Source organism: Streptomyces sp. NPDC021356, assembly GCF_040641015.1.
Lineage (GTDB): Bacteria > Actinomycetota > Actinomycetes > Streptomycetales > Streptomycetaceae > Streptomyces.
Window position 1 is genome coordinate 41,574 of the sequence record NZ_JBFACU010000006.1, and the last position, 18,006, is coordinate 59,579.

At 71.6% G+C, this 18,006-nt stretch carries 14 protein-coding genes and 3 pseudogenes; 11 read left to right on the forward strand and 6 right to left on the reverse strand.

What is annotated here, in order from left to right; genetic code table 11:
- Positions 1–6 precede the first annotated feature (6 nt).
- Positions 7–1,380 (reverse strand): glutamate--tRNA ligase, encoded by a 1,374-nt coding sequence (gene gltX, locus AB0G56_RS09525; RefSeq protein WP_360966829.1) that lies wholly within the window; start codon positions 1,378–1,380, stop codon positions 7–9.
- Between the two features lie 269 nt (positions 1,381–1,649).
- On the opposite strand from gltX, the gene AB0G56_RS09530 reads away from it, so the two are divergent.
- The 4 genes from AB0G56_RS09530 to AB0G56_RS09545 all read left to right on the forward strand — a co-directional run bounded on the left by AB0G56_RS09530 (position 1,650) and on the right by AB0G56_RS09545 (position 5,808).
- Complete coding sequence (locus AB0G56_RS09530; protein ID WP_360966159.1) at positions 1,650–3,326, forward strand: Eco57I restriction-modification methylase domain-containing protein; 1,677 nt, start codon at positions 1,650–1,652, stop codon at positions 3,324–3,326.
- A gap of 12 nt (positions 3,327–3,338) precedes the next feature.
- A complete protein-coding gene (locus AB0G56_RS09535) occupies positions 3,339–4,064 on the forward strand; it encodes a PaeR7I family type II restriction endonuclease (RefSeq protein ID WP_360966162.1) in 726 nt (241 codons plus the stop codon).
- Positions 4,065–4,533: 469 nt separating this feature from the next.
- The gene (locus AB0G56_RS09540) at positions 4,534–4,797 is read left to right on the forward strand and encodes a hypothetical protein (RefSeq protein ID WP_360966165.1); all 264 of its coding nucleotides are present in this window, start codon (positions 4,534–4,536) and stop codon (positions 4,795–4,797) included.
- Between the two features lie 30 nt (positions 4,798–4,827).
- Entirely contained in the window at positions 4,828–5,808 is a 981-nt protein-coding gene (locus AB0G56_RS09545) for a hypothetical protein (protein WP_360966168.1), read from the forward strand.
- Between the two features lie 48 nt (positions 5,809–5,856).
- On the opposite strand, the pseudogene AB0G56_RS09550 reads toward AB0G56_RS09545, so the two are convergent.
- Positions 5,857–6,106 (reverse strand): annotated as a pseudogene (locus AB0G56_RS09550) (TetR/AcrR family transcriptional regulator C-terminal domain-containing protein); the annotation flags it as partial.
- Here AB0G56_RS09550 and AB0G56_RS09555 point away from each other — a divergent pair.
- Positions 6,099–6,212 (forward strand): annotated as a pseudogene (locus AB0G56_RS09555) (FAD-dependent monooxygenase); the annotation flags it as partial. The pseudogenes AB0G56_RS09550 and AB0G56_RS09555 sit on opposite strands and share 8 nt — an antisense overlap.
- A 45-nt stretch (positions 6,213–6,257) precedes the next feature.
- Here the strand turns inward: AB0G56_RS09555 and AB0G56_RS09560 are convergent.
- The 4 genes from AB0G56_RS09560 to AB0G56_RS09575 form a co-directional block, all read right to left on the reverse strand.
- Positions 6,258–6,899 (reverse strand): hypothetical protein, encoded by a 642-nt coding sequence (locus AB0G56_RS09560; RefSeq protein ID WP_360966171.1) that lies wholly within the window; start codon positions 6,897–6,899, stop codon positions 6,258–6,260.
- 34 nt (positions 6,900–6,933) lie between these two features.
- On the reverse strand, positions 6,934–7,782 hold the full coding sequence (locus tag AB0G56_RS09565) for a rod shape-determining protein (RefSeq protein ID WP_360966174.1): 849 nt from the start codon (positions 7,780–7,782) through the stop codon (positions 6,934–6,936).
- Positions 7,779–8,114, reverse strand: a complete 336-nt coding sequence (locus AB0G56_RS09570) for a TraR/DksA C4-type zinc finger protein (protein WP_360966832.1) — start codon at positions 8,112–8,114, stop codon at positions 7,779–7,781. Before AB0G56_RS09570 ends, AB0G56_RS09565 begins: the two co-directional genes overlap by 4 nt.
- 116 nt (positions 8,115–8,230) lie before the next feature.
- Positions 8,231–8,557, reverse strand: a complete 327-nt coding sequence (locus AB0G56_RS09575) for a TraR/DksA C4-type zinc finger protein (RefSeq protein ID WP_360966177.1) — start codon at positions 8,555–8,557, stop codon at positions 8,231–8,233.
- A 406-nt stretch (positions 8,558–8,963) separates the two neighbouring features.
- Here AB0G56_RS09575 and AB0G56_RS09580 point away from each other — a divergent pair.
- From AB0G56_RS09580 to narI, 6 genes and pseudogenes are all read left to right on the forward strand, one after another.
- Positions 8,964–9,851 (forward strand): annotated as a pseudogene (locus tag AB0G56_RS09580) (HAMP domain-containing sensor histidine kinase); the annotation flags it as partial.
- A gap of 311 nt (positions 9,852–10,162) precedes the next feature.
- On the forward strand, positions 10,163–10,861 hold the full coding sequence (locus AB0G56_RS09585; RefSeq protein ID WP_360966835.1) for a response regulator transcription factor: 699 nt from the start codon (positions 10,163–10,165) through the stop codon (positions 10,859–10,861).
- Between the two features lie 337 nt (positions 10,862–11,198).
- Positions 11,199–14,873: a nitrate reductase subunit alpha gene (locus AB0G56_RS09590; protein WP_360966180.1), complete on the forward strand. Its 3,675-nt coding sequence runs from the start codon at positions 11,199–11,201 to the stop codon at positions 14,871–14,873.
- A 1-nt stretch (position 14,874) separates the two neighbouring features.
- The gene (gene narH, locus AB0G56_RS09595) at positions 14,875–16,506 is read left to right on the forward strand and encodes a nitrate reductase subunit beta (protein WP_360966183.1); all 1,632 of its coding nucleotides are present in this window, start codon (positions 14,875–14,877) and stop codon (positions 16,504–16,506) included.
- On the forward strand, positions 16,503–17,141 hold the full coding sequence (gene narJ, locus AB0G56_RS09600) for a nitrate reductase molybdenum cofactor assembly chaperone (RefSeq protein ID WP_360966186.1): 639 nt from the start codon (positions 16,503–16,505) through the stop codon (positions 17,139–17,141). Before narH ends, narJ begins: the two co-directional genes overlap by 4 nt.
- Positions 17,141–17,893 (forward strand): respiratory nitrate reductase subunit gamma, encoded by a 753-nt coding sequence (gene narI, locus AB0G56_RS09605; RefSeq protein ID WP_360966189.1) that lies wholly within the window; start codon positions 17,141–17,143, stop codon positions 17,891–17,893. Before narJ ends, narI begins: the two co-directional genes overlap by 1 nt.
- The last annotated feature ends 113 nt before the right edge of the window (positions 17,894–18,006 follow it).

The window sequence follows — 18,006 nt, forward strand, 5'->3', positions numbered from 1 at the left end:
CAGCGGCTAAGCCTGCGCGGCCAGCTTCTTGCTGGCAGCGTCCAGACGGGCCAGCACGCGGTCCCGGCCGAGCAGCTCCATGGACTCGAACAGCGGGAGTCCGATCGTCCGGCCGGTGACCGCGACCCGGATGGGCGCCTGGGCCTTGCCCAGCTTCAGCCCGTGCTTCTCCCCGACGGCGAGCAGGACGGCCTTCAGGTCGTCCGCCTTCCAGTCCGCGACGTCGGCCAGCTCGGCGCGGGCGTCCGACAGGATGTCGCCGGCGCCCGCCTTCATCGCCTTGTTCCACGACGCCTCGTCCTCGACCGGCTCGTCGAGGAACAGGAAGTCCACATAGCTGGTGATCTCGGAAAGCAGCGCCAGCCGGGTCTGTGCAAGGGAAGCCGCCGCCTCGAAGACGTCCTTGTCGAACGCCTCCGGCCGCCACGGCGCGTACGGGGCGACGAGCCACGGCGCGCAGGCGGCGGCGAACTGCTCCGGCGACAGGGCGCGGATGTACTCGCCGTTGAACGCCGTCAGCTTCTTCACGTCGAAGAAAGCCGGCGCGGTGTTCACGTCCTCGATCCGGAAGAGCTGCTCCAGCTCCTCGTACGGCCTGATCTCCCGGTCGTCACCCGGGCCCCAGCCGAGCAGCATGAGGTAGTTCACCATCGCCTCGGGCAGGAAGCCCTCGGCGAGGTAGTCCTCCAGCGCCACCTTGTCCCGGCGCTTCGACAGCTTCTGCCGCTTCTCGTTCACGATCACCGGCAGGTGCGCCCACACGGGCGGCTTGGCTCCGAGCGCCTCCCACAGCAGCTGCTGCTTCGGCGTGTTCGACAGGTGCTCCTCGCCACGAATGACCTGCGTGATTCCCTCATCCAGGTCATCCACGACGTTGGCGATCAGGAATACCGGGGACCCGTCGCCACGGGCGATCACGAAGTCCTCGATCGCGCTGTTCGGGAACGCCGGCTCCCCGCGGACCAAGTCGACCACGACGGTCTCACCCTCGTCCGGCGTCCGGAACCGCAGCGCCCGCCCCTCCTCGAAAGCCAGCCCCCGGTCCCGGCAGAACCCGTCGTACCCGAGGTGCTCCGACCCCGTGCGCTCCTTCAGCTGCTCCCGGGTGCAGTCGCAGTAGTACGCCCGGCCGGCCGTGAAGAGCTGCTGAGCCGCTTCCCGGTGCCGGTCGGCGTTGTGCGACTGGAAGTACGGCCCCTCGAAGGCCGGGTCCTCGCCATGGATGCCGATCGCCGCGAGCGCGCTGATGATGCCCTCGGTCCACTCCGGCTTGTTCCGGGCCGCGTCGGTGTCCTCGATCCGCAGGACGAACCTGCCGCCGGACTGTCGCGCCACCGCCCAGTTGTAGAGAGCGGACCGTGCACCACCGACATGGAACATGCCGGTCGGGGACGGGGCGAAACGAACGCGAACCGGGGCAGTAGACATGCGCTCCAGGGTACCGACGCCTGCCACCCGTCCCAGCCATTCCGCCGTCTCCTGTAGCAAGGCTTTTCGGCCGCCCTGAATCTTGCTCGGAGGGGGCTGCGCCGGGCCCTCTACCAGCACCCGGCAAACGCTGCCGCCCCATCCCGCATTCCTGCTATTGAATGACTACGCACTGTGGATAGAGGTGAAGCCCCGAAGGACGCGGGCGGTACTGTCCTTGCGTGGCAACTATCGCGCTGTTCAGCACTGACGACCTCTCCCTTCCCGAGTCTCTGCAGGAGGCCGTGGAGCACGGAGAGGTGTTCACGCGTGCATGGGTGGTCGAGCTCGTCCTGGACCTTCTGGGATACACGGCAGACAAGAGCCTCTGCGACCTGAAGCTCGTGGAACCTGCTTGCGGCGGCGGCGCATTTTTGACTGTCGTCGCCTCCAGAGTCAGCGCGTCTTGCCAGGCGCACCAGCGCCCCATCACAGATGCGATCGCCGCCGTCCGCGCCTTCGACCTGCTGGACCGGAATGTCGAGCAGAGCCGGACGCTGATCGCGGAAACGCTGCAGGGGGAGGGCTGGGGTTCCGAGGACGCAAGGAAGGTCGCCAAAGCATGGGTGAAGCGGGACGACTATCTACTCCAGTCGGACGCCGATCATCGCGCCGACTACGTCGTCGGTAACCCTCCGTATATCCGTCTCGAAGTCGTTCCCGATGACCGGATGACCGCTTACCGCCAGTCCTGCCCCACTATGGGAGGCCGAGCCGACATCTACATCGGCTTCTACGAGGTGGCCTTGCGCAGCCTCAATCAAGGCGGCCAGTTGGGCTTCATCTGCGCTGACCGCTGGATGCGGAACCAGTACGGGCGACGGCTTCGGCAGTTGGTGACCGAGCGCTTCAGCATGGACCTCGCTCTCGTGATGCACGATGTCGACGCCTTCGACGAACAGGTTTCGGCCTATCCCGCGATCACCCTCATCTCGAACAAACCCCAGGGCGCGGCGGTTGCCGCAGACACGAATCGTTCCTTTGGAGCGCAACAGGCACGGGCCTTCACCGACTGGTACCTGAAGGGCGAACCGCCAACGATCTCCACGGCTTCGTACCAAGCTGCCCGCATGCCTCATTGGTTCCCCGAGGAGGATTCGTGGCCAGCTGCTTCGCCAGCCAGGCTCGCGGTCCTTGAGGAACTTACAGAACGCTTCCGGCTCTTGGAGGACACCAAGACCGGAACGAAGGTGGGGATCGGCATCGCTACCGGCGCAGACAAGATCTTCCTAACCAAGGACCCCGATCTCGTCGAGGAAGACCGTTTGCTCCCCATGGCCATGGTGCGCGACACCACCAGCGGCACGATCGACTGGGACGGCACACACCTGGTCAACCCCTGGACAGCCGATGGCGACCTGGTCGACCTCGACGCGTATCCGCGTCTCGCCTCTTACTTCGAGAAGCACGGTGGGGCCCTGCGCAAGCGCTACGTCGCGGTCAAGCAGCCTCATCGCTGGTACAAGACCATCGACAAGGTCGATCACCAGCTCACCCGTCGCCAGAAGCTGCTGTTTCCGGACATGAAGTTGAGGATTCATCCGGTCCTCGATGAAGGTGGCCTGTACCCTCACCACAACCTGTACTTCATCGTCTCGGACGTCTGGGACATGCGCGTACTCGGTGGCCTGTTGCTGTCCAAGGTCGCGGAGGCATTCGTGGAGGCGTACGCGGTCAAGATGCGAGGGGGCACCCTCCGATTCCAGGCGCAGTACCTCCGGAAGATCCGCGTCCCGGACCCGGCGGCGATCGGCGAGAGCGACCAGGCCGCTCTCGCCGAAGCCTTCGGCAAGCGAGATGTGGAGGCTGCCACCGAGGCCGCTTTGCGTGTCTACGGACTCGCCAAGCTGCCTGACTAGGAGGAACGGATCTTGACGGTTACCCGCCAAGACTTCGAAGACGCCATCGCGGCGTACTGGGGTGCCAAGGAACTACAGAGAGAGCAGTCGGCGATCAAGGCCGCTGTGGGGGCAGGCACAGCAGGTTCCGTACGTGGAGGCAAACACTTCGATGCCATCGCCGTCCTGCTGTCGAAGTTCTTCCTTGACGCTGGGTATCCGCCAGAGAGCATCCGTGTCACCAAGTCACAGGGGCTCGAGCTGCCTGGCTACTACCGCCCGCAGAAGCAGTGGGACTTGGTCGTCGTTCATCGGAACACCCTGGTGGCTGCCTTCGAACTGAAGGCCCTCGGCGGGCCGTCGTTCGGCAACAACTACAACAACCGAGTCGAGGAAGCGCTCGGCAGTGCTATTGACCTGCGCCATGCAGCCCTGGCTGAGCTGTATCCGGGAGAGGAACCCTGGCTCGGATATTTCTTCATCATGCAGGACGAGGCAGGATCTCGCAGGCCGATCAAGCCAGCCAAGGGTGCCTTGCCGGTGGAGGGCATCTGGCAGGGAATGTCCTACCAAGAGCGCTTCGGCGTCTTCTGTCAGAGACTTCTGTCCGAGCGGCTCTACAACGCTGCCTGCTACATCACCTCTTCGGCCGGTGACCCAACGCCGCACGAGCCCGTCGGCAAGCTCGACTGGCGCCACTTCTCTGCCGCAATAAACGCGCGACTCGCCTACCTCAAGGACCTTGGCTTCCCCGGATAGTCACGGATCGCACTCCGTCCCGTGTTTGCGGAGCCACTGACACAGCACCCAACAGCCGTACAGGTGCTGTGTCACACGGCTCCGTCTGCCCAGCACTGGATCTCCGGCGGGCAGTACAACCGGCGGCTGGACCAGCTGGGGCGAGATCGACCCCGTCGGCCGGCCCTGCCCCGAGTGCGATACCGAGGAGGTCCCGCTCCTCACCATCGCCTCCTCGGAATGGGGCGGCATCGGCGAGTCCTGGATCTCCGAGGAGGAGCCGGCGAACTGGTCCCCGCCTCCCCTGGGCGCCCGGGACGGCAACTTCACCTTGATCGACATCGTCGGCGGCTACAACCCCCAGCTCCACGCCTGCCCGGCCGACCCATCCCACCCCACATCGAGCTGGTCCAGTAAACCCTCGCGAAGAAACCTGCGGGGCCGGCAAGCGCGGTGACCGGCTCCGACTCCGACTCCGAACGAGGTCGGATTGCGCCACGCGACGATGCGCACCGACTTGGCGCCGTACGCCAAGGCGCGTGCGGTGCGCAGCCTTTCCGGCCGTATCTGGGAGGTCGCGGCGGCCAAGGCTGAACTGCTGGGCGTCGCGCAGCGAATGCTTTCTTCACTCAACGCGTCCATATGCGCACGCTCCGTGCGGTACGGTCACCTCGACAACGCGGTCTTCGACGTGCCGATACCGGCGCAAGAAGGCGGCCCCCGCAACGGCTGCAACCCGTTCGCGAGGGCCTGAACCACTGATGGAATCGAGCTTTCCACCGTGATGTACCGGCACCATATCGCGCCGCCGCGCGCCTTCTCCCAGTTCTCGCACGACATCATCCGGCATCCCCGGCTGTCGTCGGACGCCGTACGCCTGCTGACCTGGCAGCTCTCCCTCCCTCAGGGGGCGCGTGAATCTCTGTCGCGCACCGCCGAACGTGCCCGGATCGGGGCAACCGCCTTCAACCGGGCCAAGCGACAGCTCAAGGAAGAGGGCTTCGTGCACGAACGCCGGGTACAGGGGCCCGGCGGGCTCTGGGTCACCCAACAGTTGGTCTCCAACGTGCCGTTGAGCGCCGGCGAGGCGGCCAAGCTGCTCGGGAGGACGCCGATCGGCACGACGGGCACGACGGGCCCCGTACAGGCCGCACCCGCACCCCAGCCCGCACCCGCACCCGCACCCGCACCAACCTCCGCCCCGGAGGCCTCGTCGCCGCCGGTTGCACCGAGTGCCCCGAATCCGGCCGTCGGTGCTCCGACCCGTTGGTCCACCGACGGTCATCCGAAGAAAGACCCGGGAGAAAACACCTCCCACCGTCCCTCGGGTCCGCGCACGATCGTCACCGAACAGGCCCGCGCCTTCGTCGCCGCGCTCCCCCGGCTCTCTGCCGATCTCCGCCGTATCCCCCGGGGCATGCACGACGAGCTGACCCAGCTCACCGCCCGCTGGCTCGCGGCCGGTCACAGCCCCGCCGCCATCCGCACCCACATCCTGCGTGGCCTCCCCGACGACGGCGCACCGGTCCACCGCCCGGGCGGTCTGGTGCGCTACTTGCTCCGCGAGGTCCCGCCCCTCGAAGAGCGGTCGGCCCCTGTCCCCGTGCCCGTACCCGACCTCTCCCTTCCAGCCGCTCCCCGCCTCTCGGCCCGGCTGACTGGGACCCGGGAGTGCGCGGGCGACCACGTCCAGCCACGCCTTTTCCGGCCGGCCGACGACGAGTGGTTCTGCGCGGAGTGCCGCCCGTACGCCTGCGAGGAGTGAGTGTCACCCCGGCGGCCGGGTGAGCCTGGCCGCCACCGCGTCCAGGACTCAGTCCAAGCCGGTCGCGAAAGACGTCTCGGCGTCCACGTGCGTGCCGTCGTGGACGGCCTTGGTCAGGGCCGGGAAGCGGCCTGTGGCCGGCATGGTCGTCACGTGGGGGCCACGGGCGCGCTGCCAGTCGCGCTTGGACAGGCCTGTGGTGCGCTCGGCGCGTACGTTCGCGATCTCGCGTCTGATCGCCCCGGTGGCATACAGCGCTGACGGTCTCCACCGCGCGCAGGGCGGTGTCGATGTGGGCACGGGCTGGCAAGTGGGCGAGGATTACCGCGGCCGGTCTGGAGCGCCTGGTGAGCCCGGACCCCGCCGAGGCCCTCGCCCTCTTCGACCGCGTCCAGCCGTCCTGACCACCGAGACCACCGAGGCTGCCGAGCGACCGGGGGCGGGGCCGGTCACCGCGACGCCCTCCACCACGGCCCCGTGCCCGACCAGGCCGTCTCCCAGGCGGTCAGGTTGCGGTGGCACAGGAGGTGGGCCGTGGTGGCGTACGCGAGGGCGCCGAGTGACGCGACCGTGAGGGCGGCGAGGAGGGACCAGCCCATGCACTTGCTGCGGATCTGGCCGGGGGTGAGCGGCGGGGCGGTGATACGGCCGTGGGCGTCCGTCCAGATCTCGACCGTGCTGCCCGCGGGCAGGCCCGGCGGCACGTCGGTGCGGGCCGCGCGTGCCTGTCCGCCGGGGGCCATGTAGCGGACCTCGGCCGGGTAGCGGGTTCCTCTCGCCTCGGGTGAGCCGGGTTCGGGGTGACGGGCGGAGCCGTGGACGAGGACGGCGGGCGTCTTGCGGCGGGCGTTCTCCTGCCGTTCGGCCGTGTCCCGGTAGTGGCGGTGGGCCATGTCCCCGGCCAGGAACATCGCGGCGGGCGCGGCGGCCAGCACGGCCAACAACAGGCCCACGCCGAGCCACGCCTGGAGCAGGTCGGCGGTGCGGCGCAGCGGGTTACGGCGCAGCCGCCAGAACCGGACGCGGGGCAGCTCCCCGGGAGGCGGAGGGGGAGGTGGGGGCTGGGCGTGGGGGATGCCTCCGGGCGACACGGGAGCCTGGCCTCCTTTCACCTTTCAACGGGTGTCAACGGGACTCGCCGGAGTCACCTTCAACGGCTGTTCCGCCGGAGCCGGAGGTCGAGCGGGCCGGGCCGCCCGCCGACGGGTGGGCGTGGGCGGCGTGCAGGAGGGTGGCGGCGCCCCGGACGGCCGCCGTGTGCGGGGCCGCCACGGGTACGAGAGGGGTGTGCAGGCGGCCGGTGAGGCGGTACACGATCTCGGGGCGCAGCGCGCCGCCGCCCGCCAGCAGGGCACCCCGGCGCAGGGCGTCGGCGGTGAGCGTCGTACGGTCCTGGCGCTCCATCGCGCTCACCATGCCGACCACCGCCTCGCTGATCTCCGTCGGGGCGACCGTGTCCAGGTCGCCGGTGCCGAGTGCGGTGCGGCGCGCGTCGACGACCGCGCCGTCCGCCAGCAGCACCACCTCGGTGAGCTGGGCGCCGACGTCGACGACGAGCAGCGGCCGGGACAGGTCGGCGCCCGCGCCGAGGGCGACCGCGCGGGCCCCGGGGAGGGTCAGGACGCCGCGCGGGCGCAGCACCTGGACGGCCGTACGGGCCTCGGCGCGGAAGGCGACACCGTCCAGCACGGGGGCGGTGAGCACGACCAGCGGGCGGCCGAAGCGGGGCAGCCGGTGGACGAGCAGGCGGGCCAGCATCCGGGCGGTGCCCGGGGTGTCGACGATCGTGCCCCGCTGGATCGGGTACGCGGCACCGGCGCCGGGGAACGTCACCGTCGGCACGTCCAGGACCAGGCCCCGGCCGGCCACCCACGCGCGGGTGCGCGCGCTGCCCAGGTCGAGGGCGACGCCGACGCACGGGCCGCGCATCGGCCACGGGCGGCGCGCCGGCCAGGGCCTGCGGACCACCGTCACCGCTCCGCCTCCCTGACCTGCTGGCAGCGGGCGCAGTAGCGGGCCTGCGGCACTATCTCCAGGCGTTCGCGCGCGATGGGCCCCCGGCACAGGTGGCAGGCGCCGTAACTGCCGTCGGCCATGCGCGCGAGGGCCGCCTCCACGTCGGCCAGGACCATCCGGGCGGACGCGGCGAGCTGGACGCGGACCTCGACCTGGGCCGCGGCCCGCTGCTGGAGCAGGGCGTCCTCGCGCGAGGTCGCACTGGCCGCGATCTGCTGCAACTGCTCCCGCCGGAACAGGCGCTGCTCGTGCAGGTTCTCGCGGAGCGCGGCGAGGTCCTCGACGGTCAGCGCGCCGCAGGGCGAGGCCTCACGCACCGGTCGTGCGCCGTGGTCGGCGATGCTCTGATGGTTCACCGGTTCACCCCTCGGGCAGGGCGGGAGACAAGTGGCGTGAAGGCGGGCGGTCAGAGCGATCCGCGTCGGCAGGCGACGCAGTGGCTCGTGTAGGGGAGGATCTCCAGGCGCTCCGCGGGGACCGGGGCGGCGCAGGCCACGCAGGTGCCGTAGGTGCCGTCCTCGACGCGGGCGAAGGCCTCGTCGATCTCCTTGAGCACCCGTCCGATGGCGTCCCGCTGCGCGGACATCAGATGGTCGTCCGCGCTCTGCCCGGTCTCGGTCAGCGCCCGCAACTGGACCAGCCGGGTCCCGCGGGCGTGTTCGAGCCGCCGCCGGGCCTCCTCGGCGGTCAGACGTTCGAGGCGGGGAGCGGTCCGGGCGGCGTCGGAGGGCATGGCGGGTCCTCTCTGCGAAGGAGGGCGGGGTGGGGACGGGGGCGTGCACTCATCAGCCTGGCTCGTTCCGCGCTCCGGGCCCATCGGTCCCAGAGCCCATTTGCGCCGGGTAGCGGGATGCACAACGAGGGGGCGGCCGAACGGACGTGGTGCCGGGCGGGCATGGGTGGGGCGCTCACCCTGGAATGGGCGCCAGGACCCATCGACGCGCCCGCCCGGGAGGGGGCAGGCTCGACGGCGTACGCCCCGACCGAGAGCGTGGGTCACAGGCGTACGGCAGGAACAGGACGACCGGGACAGGGCCCGCGGCCCGTCCGCGACGTGCGATGACCGACAGTGGAGGCATACGGGCCACGTCGGCCGGGTCATGTGCGCAGGCCGCGTCAGGTGAGGAGGAACGACCCCGGTGTCCCTGTTCTGGCGGATCTTCGGGCTCAACGCCGTGGTGCTCGGCTCGGCCACCGCGCTGCTGCTGTGGGCCCCGGTGACCGTCTCCGTGCCGGTCGTGCTGACCGAGGCCGTCATCCTGGTCGGCGGCCTCGTCGTCATGCTCGTCGCCAACGCGGCGCTGCTGCGCTGGGGTCTGGCCCCGCTGGACCGGCTGACGAAGCTGATGACCACCGTCGACCTGCTCCGGCCGGGCCAGCGGCTGCCGGCCGCGGGCGGCGGCGAGGTGGCCGAGCTGATCCGCACGTTCAACGCCATGCTCGACCGGCTGGAGCACGAGCGCGCCACCAGCAGCGCCCGGGTCCTGCTCGCCCAGGAGGCCGAACGGCGCCGTATCGCGCAGGAACTGCACGACGAGGTGGGACAGAGCATGACCGCGACCCTGCTGGCCCTCAAGCGGGCGGCCGACGAGGCCGAGCCGCCGCTGCGCGACGAGCTGCACCAGGCCCGGGAGATCACCCGGGAGAGCCTGGACGAGGTGCGGCGGCTGGTCCGCCGGCTGCGCCCCGGCGTCCTGGACGACCTCGGCCTGGTCAGCGCCCTGACCTCGCTCACCTCCGACTTCGCCACCCACACCGGCCTGAAGGTCGTACGCCGCTTCGACGCCGACCTGCCCGCCCTGGAGCCCGAGACGGAGCTGGTCCTCTACCGGGTCGCCCAGGAGAGCCTGACCAACGCCGCCCGCCACGCGGAGGCCGAACGGATCGAGGTGGGCCTCACCCGCACCGAGGGTGCCGTGGTGCTGGCCATCACCGACGACGGCCGCGGCATCAGGGCGGCCTGCGAGGGGGCCGGCATCCGCGGGATGCGCGAACGGGCCCTGCTCATCGGGGCCGCCCTGGACATCGCCGACGCGAGGGGCCCGGCGGGCTCCATGGGTCCGGCGGGCGCCACCGCCCCGGCGGTCCACCCGGCTCCCGCGCGCTCTGCCGGTCTCGCGCGCTCTGCCGGTCCCCCGCGCTCTGCGGGTCCCGCGGGCTCTGCCGGTCCCGCGGGCTCCACAAGCCCCGCCGACGCCATCGGCCTCGGCAACCCAAGAGCCGAGAGCACCACCGCCCCCGACGATGCCGCCCGCCCCGAAAGCACCCCCGGCCCCCTGGCCGCCCCCGGCACCCGGGTCCGGCTCACCGCGCCCGTCCCCGGAAAGCGACCGTGACCATGCCCGACGACCGTTTCCCGCAGCGCCCCGCCCCCGCCGGCCGCGCCCCGGCCCCCGTCCGCATCCTGCTCGCCGACGACCACGCGCTGGTCCGGCGCGGCGTACGGCTCATCCTCGACCAGGAACCGGACCTGGAGGTCGTCGCGGAGGCGGGCGACGGGGCGGAGGCCATCGAGATGGCCCGCACCCACGAGGTCGACCTGGCGGTCCTCGACATCGCCATGCCCCGGCTGACCGGCCTCCAGGCCACCCGCGAACTGGCCTCCCTCAAGCCGGACCTGCGCATCCTCATGCTCACGATGCACGACAACGAGCAGTACTTCTTCCAGGCGCTGAAGGCCGGTGCCTGCGGTTACGTGCTGAAGTCCGTCGCCGACCAGGACCTGGTCGCCGCCTGCCGGGCCGCGATGCGCGACGAGCCCTTCCTCTACCCGGGCGCGGTGACCGCGCTGATCCGCAACTACCTGGACCGGGTCCGGCACGGCGAGGAGAGCCCCGACCAGGTCCTGACGCCCCGCGAGGAGGAGGTCCTCAAGCTGGTGGCGGAGGGGCACTCGTCCAAGGAGATCGCCGAGATCCTCTTCATCAGCGTCAAGACGGTCCAGCGGCACCGCGCCAACCTGCTGCACAAGCTCGGCCTGCGCGACCGCCTGGAACTCACCCGGTACGCCATCCGCGCCGGACTCGTCGAGCCCTGACCCCACCGGCGCGCGGACGCCCGCACGCCACGACCGCCCCCATGACCACTCGCGGCCCCGGCCACCACGGGCGGCGAAGTATGCCCCTCGAAAAGCGATTCGAAACATAGCTTTCCGGACCCTTGTCGGGTGCAATTATTGCAAAGCGCAAAGAAAAGGCCCGTATAGCTCTCCTCAACTCTGCGTAGTCCTATGGGAACGCACCGTTCCGATGCGTAAGGCTTGCCTCACCAGCACCGGCCGACCGGGCATGACCACCCCCGGCCGGTGTGCCGCCGACTTCATAGGGGATGTGAGCGCAGTGGGACGGCGCGCGGCACGAAAGGAAGCGGAACGCATGGCGGCCCTGGCCGCCGATCAACTGCTTCAGGCGGGGCGCATACTGCGACGCTCCGTGACCACTCCCGACCTCCGGGCGGTCTTCCGCACCGACCAAGGGGTCAACGACGCGCCCTACCGGGAGCGCTGGGCGCACGACAAGGTGGTGCGCTCCACGCACGGCGTGAACTGCACCGGCTCCTGCTCGTGGAAGGTGTACGTCAAGGACGGGCTGATCACCTGGGAGACCCAGGAGACCGACTACCCCTCCACCGGCCCCGACCGGCCCGAGTACGAACCGCGCGGCTGCCCGCGCGGCGCCTCGTTCTCCTGGTACACGTACTCGCCGACCCGGGTGCGCTACCCGCACGCGCGCGGCGTGCTCCTGGAGATGTACCGCGAGGCGCGCCGGCGGCTGGGCGACCCGGTGGCCGCCTGGGCCGAGATCACCTCGGACCCCGCCAGACGGCGCCGCTACCAGGCGGCGCGCGGCAAGGGCGGCCTGGTGCGCGTCGACTGGGACGAGGCCCTGGAGATCGCCGCCGCCGCCCATGTGCACACGATCGCCGAGCACGGGCCCGACCGGGTGGCCGGGTTCTCCCCGATCCCGGCGATGTCGATGGCCTCGCACGCGGTCGGCGCCCGGTTCATGTCGCTGATCGGCGCGCCCATGGTGTCGTTCTACGACTGGTACGCGGACCTGCCGATCGCCTCCCCGCAGGTCTTCGGCGACCAGACGGACGTACCGGAGTCCGGGGACTGGTGGGACGCCGCCTACCTGATGCTGTGGGGGTCCAACGTGCCGGTGACGCGGACCCCGGACGCGCATTGGATGACCGAGGCCCGCTACCGGGGCCAGAAGGTCGTCGTGGTCTCCCCGGACTACGCGGACGCCACCAAGTTCGCCGACGAGTGGCTGCACCCGCACCCCGGCACCGACGGGGCGCTGGCGATGGCCATGGGGCACGTGATCCTCACCGAGTTCTTCGTGCGCCGCCAGGTGCCGTACTTCACCGACTACGTCCGCCGCTTCACCGACCTGCCCTTCCTGATCGAGCTGGAGGAGGACCCGCGCCGGCAAGGGTCCTACGTGCCGGGCAAGTTCGTCACCGCGGCGACGCTCGGCCTCGACGAGGAGTCGGGGGAGGACGCCCGGTGGAAGCCGGTGCTCCTCGACGCGGTCTCCGGGCGGCCCGTCGTCCCGCACGGCACCCTGGGCGACCGCTGGTCCAAGCTGGGCGAGGGCCGCTGGAACCTGGACCTCGGGGACGTCGAGCCCGAACTGACCTTCCACCGCCCGGACGGCACCGGCGACAGCGCCCGCGTGCTGCTGCCCCGCTTCGACGGCCCAGAAGGCGGCGGCAGCTCGGCGCGCGGCGTGCCGGTGCGCGAGGTGGGCGGACGCCGGGTGACGACCGTCTTCGACCTGCTCCTCGCCCAGTACGGCGTCGCCCGCGACGGACTGCCCGGCGAGTGGCCCGACGGCTACGACGACGCCTCCCAGCCGCACACGCCCGCCTGGCAGGAGGCCATCACGTCCGTGCCGGCCGCCGCCGTGGTGCGGGTGGCCCGGGAGTTCGCGCGGACGGCCGAGCAGTCCAGGGGCCGCTGCACGATCGTCATGGGCGCGGGCACCAACCACTGGTTCCACTCCGACACCATCTACCGCTCCTTCCTCACCCTGCTGCTGCTCACCGGCTGCCAGGGCGTCAACGGCGGCGGCTGGGCGCACTACGTCGGCCAGGAGAAGGTGCGGCCCTACGCCGGCTGGCAGCAGCTCCAGTCCGCCGCCGACTGGGTCCGCCCGTCCCGGCAGGTCGCGGGCACCCCGTACTGGTACCTGCACACCGACCAGTGGCGCTACGACGGCCACGGCGCCGACGCGCTCGCCGCGTCCACCGGAAAGGGCCTGTTCGCCGGCCGGCACACCGCCGACCTGGTGGCGCAGTCGGCGCGGCTGGGCTGGATGCCGTCCGCGCCCGCCTTCTGCGCGAACCCGCTCGACCTGGGCCGCGCGGTGCGCGAGAGCGGGCACGAGCCCGGCGAATGGGTGGCGTCCCAACTGGCTGCGGGGAAGCTCTCTTTCGCCTGCGAGGACCCGGACGCCCCCGAGAACTGGCCGCGCGTGCTCACCGTGTGGCGGGCCAACCTCATCGGCTCCTCCGCCAAGGGCAACGAGTTCTTCCTGCGCCACCTGCTCGGCGCGAGCGACAACGCGCACGCGGCCGAGGCCCCGCCCGAGGCCCGGCCCCGGGACCTGACCTGGCACGAGGAGGCACCGCGCGGCAAACTCGACCTGCTGCTCGCCCTCGACTTCCGCATGACCTCGACCACCCTCATGGCCGACCTGGTGCTGCCGGCCGCCACCTGGTACGAGAAGCACGACCTGTCCAGCACGGACATGCACCCCTACGTGCACGCCTTCTCGCCCGCGATCAGCCCGCCCTGGCAGGCCCGCACCGACTTCGAGATCTTCCACGCGCTGGCCCGCAGGTTCAGCGAACTGGCCGCCGGCCGGCTCGACGTGGCCCACGACCTGGTGGCCACCCCGCAGCAGCACGACACCCCGGGCGAGACCGCCCAGCCCGGCGGCACCGCGCGGGACTGGCGGGAGAGCGGCCACACCCCCGTGCCCGGCCGTGACCTGCCGCAGTTCACCGTCGTCGAACGCGACTACACCGCCGTCGCCGACCGGCTGGCCGCGCTCGGACCGCTGTGCGAGCAGCAGGGCGTGACCGTCAAGGGCGTCACCGTGCGGCCGGGACCCGAGGTGCGCTGGCTCGGCGCCCGCTGCGGCACCGCCGCCGCCCCCGGACCCGCCCAGGGCCGCCCCCTCCTCGACACCGACGTCAAGCTGTGCGAGGCGATCCTCGCTCTGTCCGGCACCACCAACGGCAGGATCGCGGCCGAGGGCTTCGAGCGGCTCGCCGAACGCTGCGGCCCCGAGGCCGGGTTCGAGACGCTCGCCGAGGCCGTGCACGAGCGGCGCGTGGTCTTCTCCGACACCCAGCAGCGGCCCGTCCAGGTCGGCACCAGCTACGAGTGGTCCGGCAAGGAGGCACCCGACCGGCGCTACGCGCCCTTCACCGTCAACACCGAGCACAAGAAGCCCTGGCACACCCTCACCGGCCGCCAGCACTTCTACCTGGACCACGACTGGATGGCCGAGCTGGGCGAGCAACTGCCCGTCTACCGGCCGCCGCTGGACCTGAGCGCCGAGTCGGTGGCCGGCGAGCGGGAGGTCAGCGTCCGCTACCTCACCCCGCACTCCAAGTGGTCCATCCACTCCGAGTACCAGGAGAACCTGCTCATGCAGACCCTGGCCCGCGGCGGCCCGGTGATCTGGATGAGCGTCGCCGACGCCGAGGCCATCGGCGCCGCCGACAACGACTGGGTGGAGGCGGTCAACCCCAACGGCGTCGTCGTCGCCCGCGCCGTCGTCTCCCACCGCATGCCGCCCGGCACGGTGTTCATGTACCACGTGCAGGAACGCCTGGTGAACGTGCCGCGCTCGGAGGCCACCGGGCGGCGCGGCGGGGTGCACAACGCCCTGACCCGCATCCTCGTCAAACCCACCCACCTCATCGGCGGCTACGCCCAGCTCTCCTTCGCCCCCAACTACTACGGGCCCACCGGCAACCAGCGCGACGCCCGCACCGTCATCCGCCGCCGCGCCCAGGAGGTGCAGTACTGACATGCGCGTCTTGAGTCAGGTCGCCATGGTCATGAACCTCGACAAGTGCATCGGCTGCCACACCTGCTCGGTCACCTGCAAACAGACCTGGACCAACCGCACCGGCACCGAGTACGCCTGGTTCAACAACGTCGAGACCCGCCCCGGCCAGGGCTACCCCCGCGGCCACGAGGACCAGGGCAGGTGGAAGGGCGGCTGGCGCCTGGACGGGCGGGGCCGGCTGGTCCCGCGCTCCGGGGGCCGCGCCCGCCGCCTCGCCCGCCTCTTCGCCAACCCCGAACTCCCCTCCCTCAAGGACTACTACGAGCCCTGGACCTACGACTACGACACCCTCATCTCCGCCCCGCTCGGCGACGACCTGCCCACCGCCCGCCCCCGCTCCCTGATCGACGGCCGCCCCACCGACGTCACCTGGGGCCCCAACTGGGACGACGACCTCGGCGGCGGCCCCGAGTACCTGTCCGCCGACCCCGTGCTCAAGTCGATGAACGAGCGGGTCAGGCTGGAGTACGAGCAGGCGTTCATGTTCCATCTGCCGCGCATCTGCGAGCACTGCCTCAACCCGAGCTGCGTGGCCGTCTGCCCCTCCGGGGCGCTGTACAAGCGCATCGAGGACGGCATCGTCCTCGTCGACCAGGACCGCTGCCGCGGCTGGCGGATGTGCGTGAGCGGCTGCCCGTACAAGAAGGTGTACTTCAACCACACCACCGGCAAGGCCGAGAAGTGCACCTTCTGCTACCCGCGCATCGAGGCCGGCGAGCCCACCGTCTGCTCGGAGACCTGCGTCGGCAGGCTGCGCTACCTCGGCGTGATGCTGTACGACGCCGACAAGGTCGGCGAGGCCGCCGCCACCGCCGACGAGAAGGACCTGTACGAGGCCCAGCTCGGCTGCTTCCTCGACCCGCACGACCCCGAGGTGGTGCGCGCCGCCGAGGACTCCGGCATCCCGCACGACTGGATCACCGCGGCCCGCCGCTCCCCCGTCCGCGACCTCATCACGACGTACCGCATCGCCCTGCCCCTGCACCCGGAGTACCGCACCATGCCCATGGTCTGGTACGTCCCGCCGCTCTCCCCCGTGGTCGACGCGCTCACCCGCAGCGGCCACGACGGCGAGCACCCGGCGCCCCTGTTCGGCGCCATCGACGCCCTGCGCATCCCGCTGGAGTACCTGGCCGGGCTGTTCACCGCGGGCGACACCGCACCCGTGGAGGCCGCCCTGTGCCGGCTGGCCGCGATGCGCGCCCACATGCGCCGGATCAACCTCGGCGAGCCGCGCGATCCGGCGATCGCCCGCGGCGTCGGCATGGACGAACGCGGCCTGGAGGCCATGTACCGGCTGCTCGCCCTCGCCAAGTACGAGGAGCGCTACGTCATCCCCACCACGTACGTCGCCGACGGCGGCGCGGGCGGCGCCCACGACGCGGGGTGCAGCCTGGAGGGCGACGGCGGACCCGGCATGTACGGCGCGGACGGCGCCGAGGCCTTCCACGCCTCACCGGTCCCGGCCGCCTCCGCCCCGGCCGAGCGGTCCTCCCTGCGCGGCCGGGTCAACCTGCTCAACTGGAACGGGCGCGGCCGGCCGCGCGGCCTCTTCCCCGACCGGTCCGGGGCGGGGAGCGCCGAGGGATGAACCTGCACCGCGCGGTCCACCAGGCCGCCGCCCTGCTCCTGGACCACCCCGGCGAGGACTGGGCGCGCCGGCGCGAGACGGTGGCCGAGGCGATCGGCCCGCTGCCCGGCGAGGCCCCGGCCCTGCTGCTGCGCTTCTGCGACTGGGCGGCCGGCACCGCCCCGATGGAGCTGGCCGCCGGCTACGTCACCACCTTCGACCGCACCCGCCGCCGCACCCTGCACCTGACCCACTACACCGACGGCGACACCCGCCGCCGGGGCGCCGCCCTCGCCGCGCTCAAGGCCCGCTACCGCGAGCACGGCTGGGAACCGCCCCCCGGCGAACTCCCCGACCACCTGCCGTCCCTGCTGGAGTTCGCCGCCCGCTGCCCCGGCCCGGGCACCGATCTCCTCCGCGAGCACCGCCCGTCCGTCGCCCTGCTCGCCCACGGTCTGGAAACCCACCACAGCCCCTACGCCGACGTGGTCCGCGCGGTCCTGACCACCCTGCCCGCCACCGCGCCCGCACCACCGCGCTCCGCGCACCCCGCCGCCGAGCCGCACCTGCTGCCCTTCCCCCCACCCGTCTCCCCGCCCCTCCCCGTGCCGTACCCCGTCCGGCACGCGCCGGGCGACGAAGGAGTACGCCGCTGATGAAACCTCCCCACCTGCACGCGCAGCACCTGAACATCGCCCTGTGGGGCGTCCTGCCCTACCTCGCGCTGGTGGTGCTGGTCGCCGGGACCGCCTGGCGCTACCGCTACGACCGCTTCGGCTTCACCACCCGCTCCAGCCAGCTCCACGAGTCCCGCATGCTCGCGGTCGGCGGGCCCCTCTTCCACTACGCCCTGTTCCTCGTCATCGGCGGCCACGTCATGGGCCTGCTCGTCCCCGAGTCCCTGACCCGCCGGCTGCGGATCAGCGAGGAGCAGTACCACGCCGTCGCCCTGACCATGGGCGGCGCCGCCGGCGTCGCCGCCGTGGCCGGCCTCGGCCTGCTGCTGTACCGGCGGCTGCGCGTGAGCGCCGTCCGGCAGGCCACCAGCCGCAGCGACCGCCTGACCTACCCGCTGCTGACCCTCGTGCTGCTCGCCGGCCTGACCGCCACCGCCTCCTCCCTGACCAACCCCTACGACTACCGGCTCGGCGTCGCCGTCTGGTTCCGCAGCCTGTTCACCCTCGACCCGAACGTCACCGCCATGGCCCACGCCCCGCTCGTCTACAAGGTCCACGCGCTGCTGGCCATGGCCCTGTTCGCGCTGTGGCCGTTCGGCCGCCTGGTGCACGCCTTCGCCGCTCCGCTCGGCTACCTGACCCGCCCCTACGTCGTCTACCGCTCCCGCGGCGGGGCGGCCGGGCGGCCCGCACCGGCCGGGCGCGGCCCCCGCCGGGCACCCGTGCGCTGAGACACATCACCCGGCGCGGGGCAACGCGCCGGGCGGGAATCCGGTCCATACGGTTGTGCGCACGTTTGGGTGGGAACTGCTTCGAGGAGCCGAGCGGTGGTGCAACGAAACGG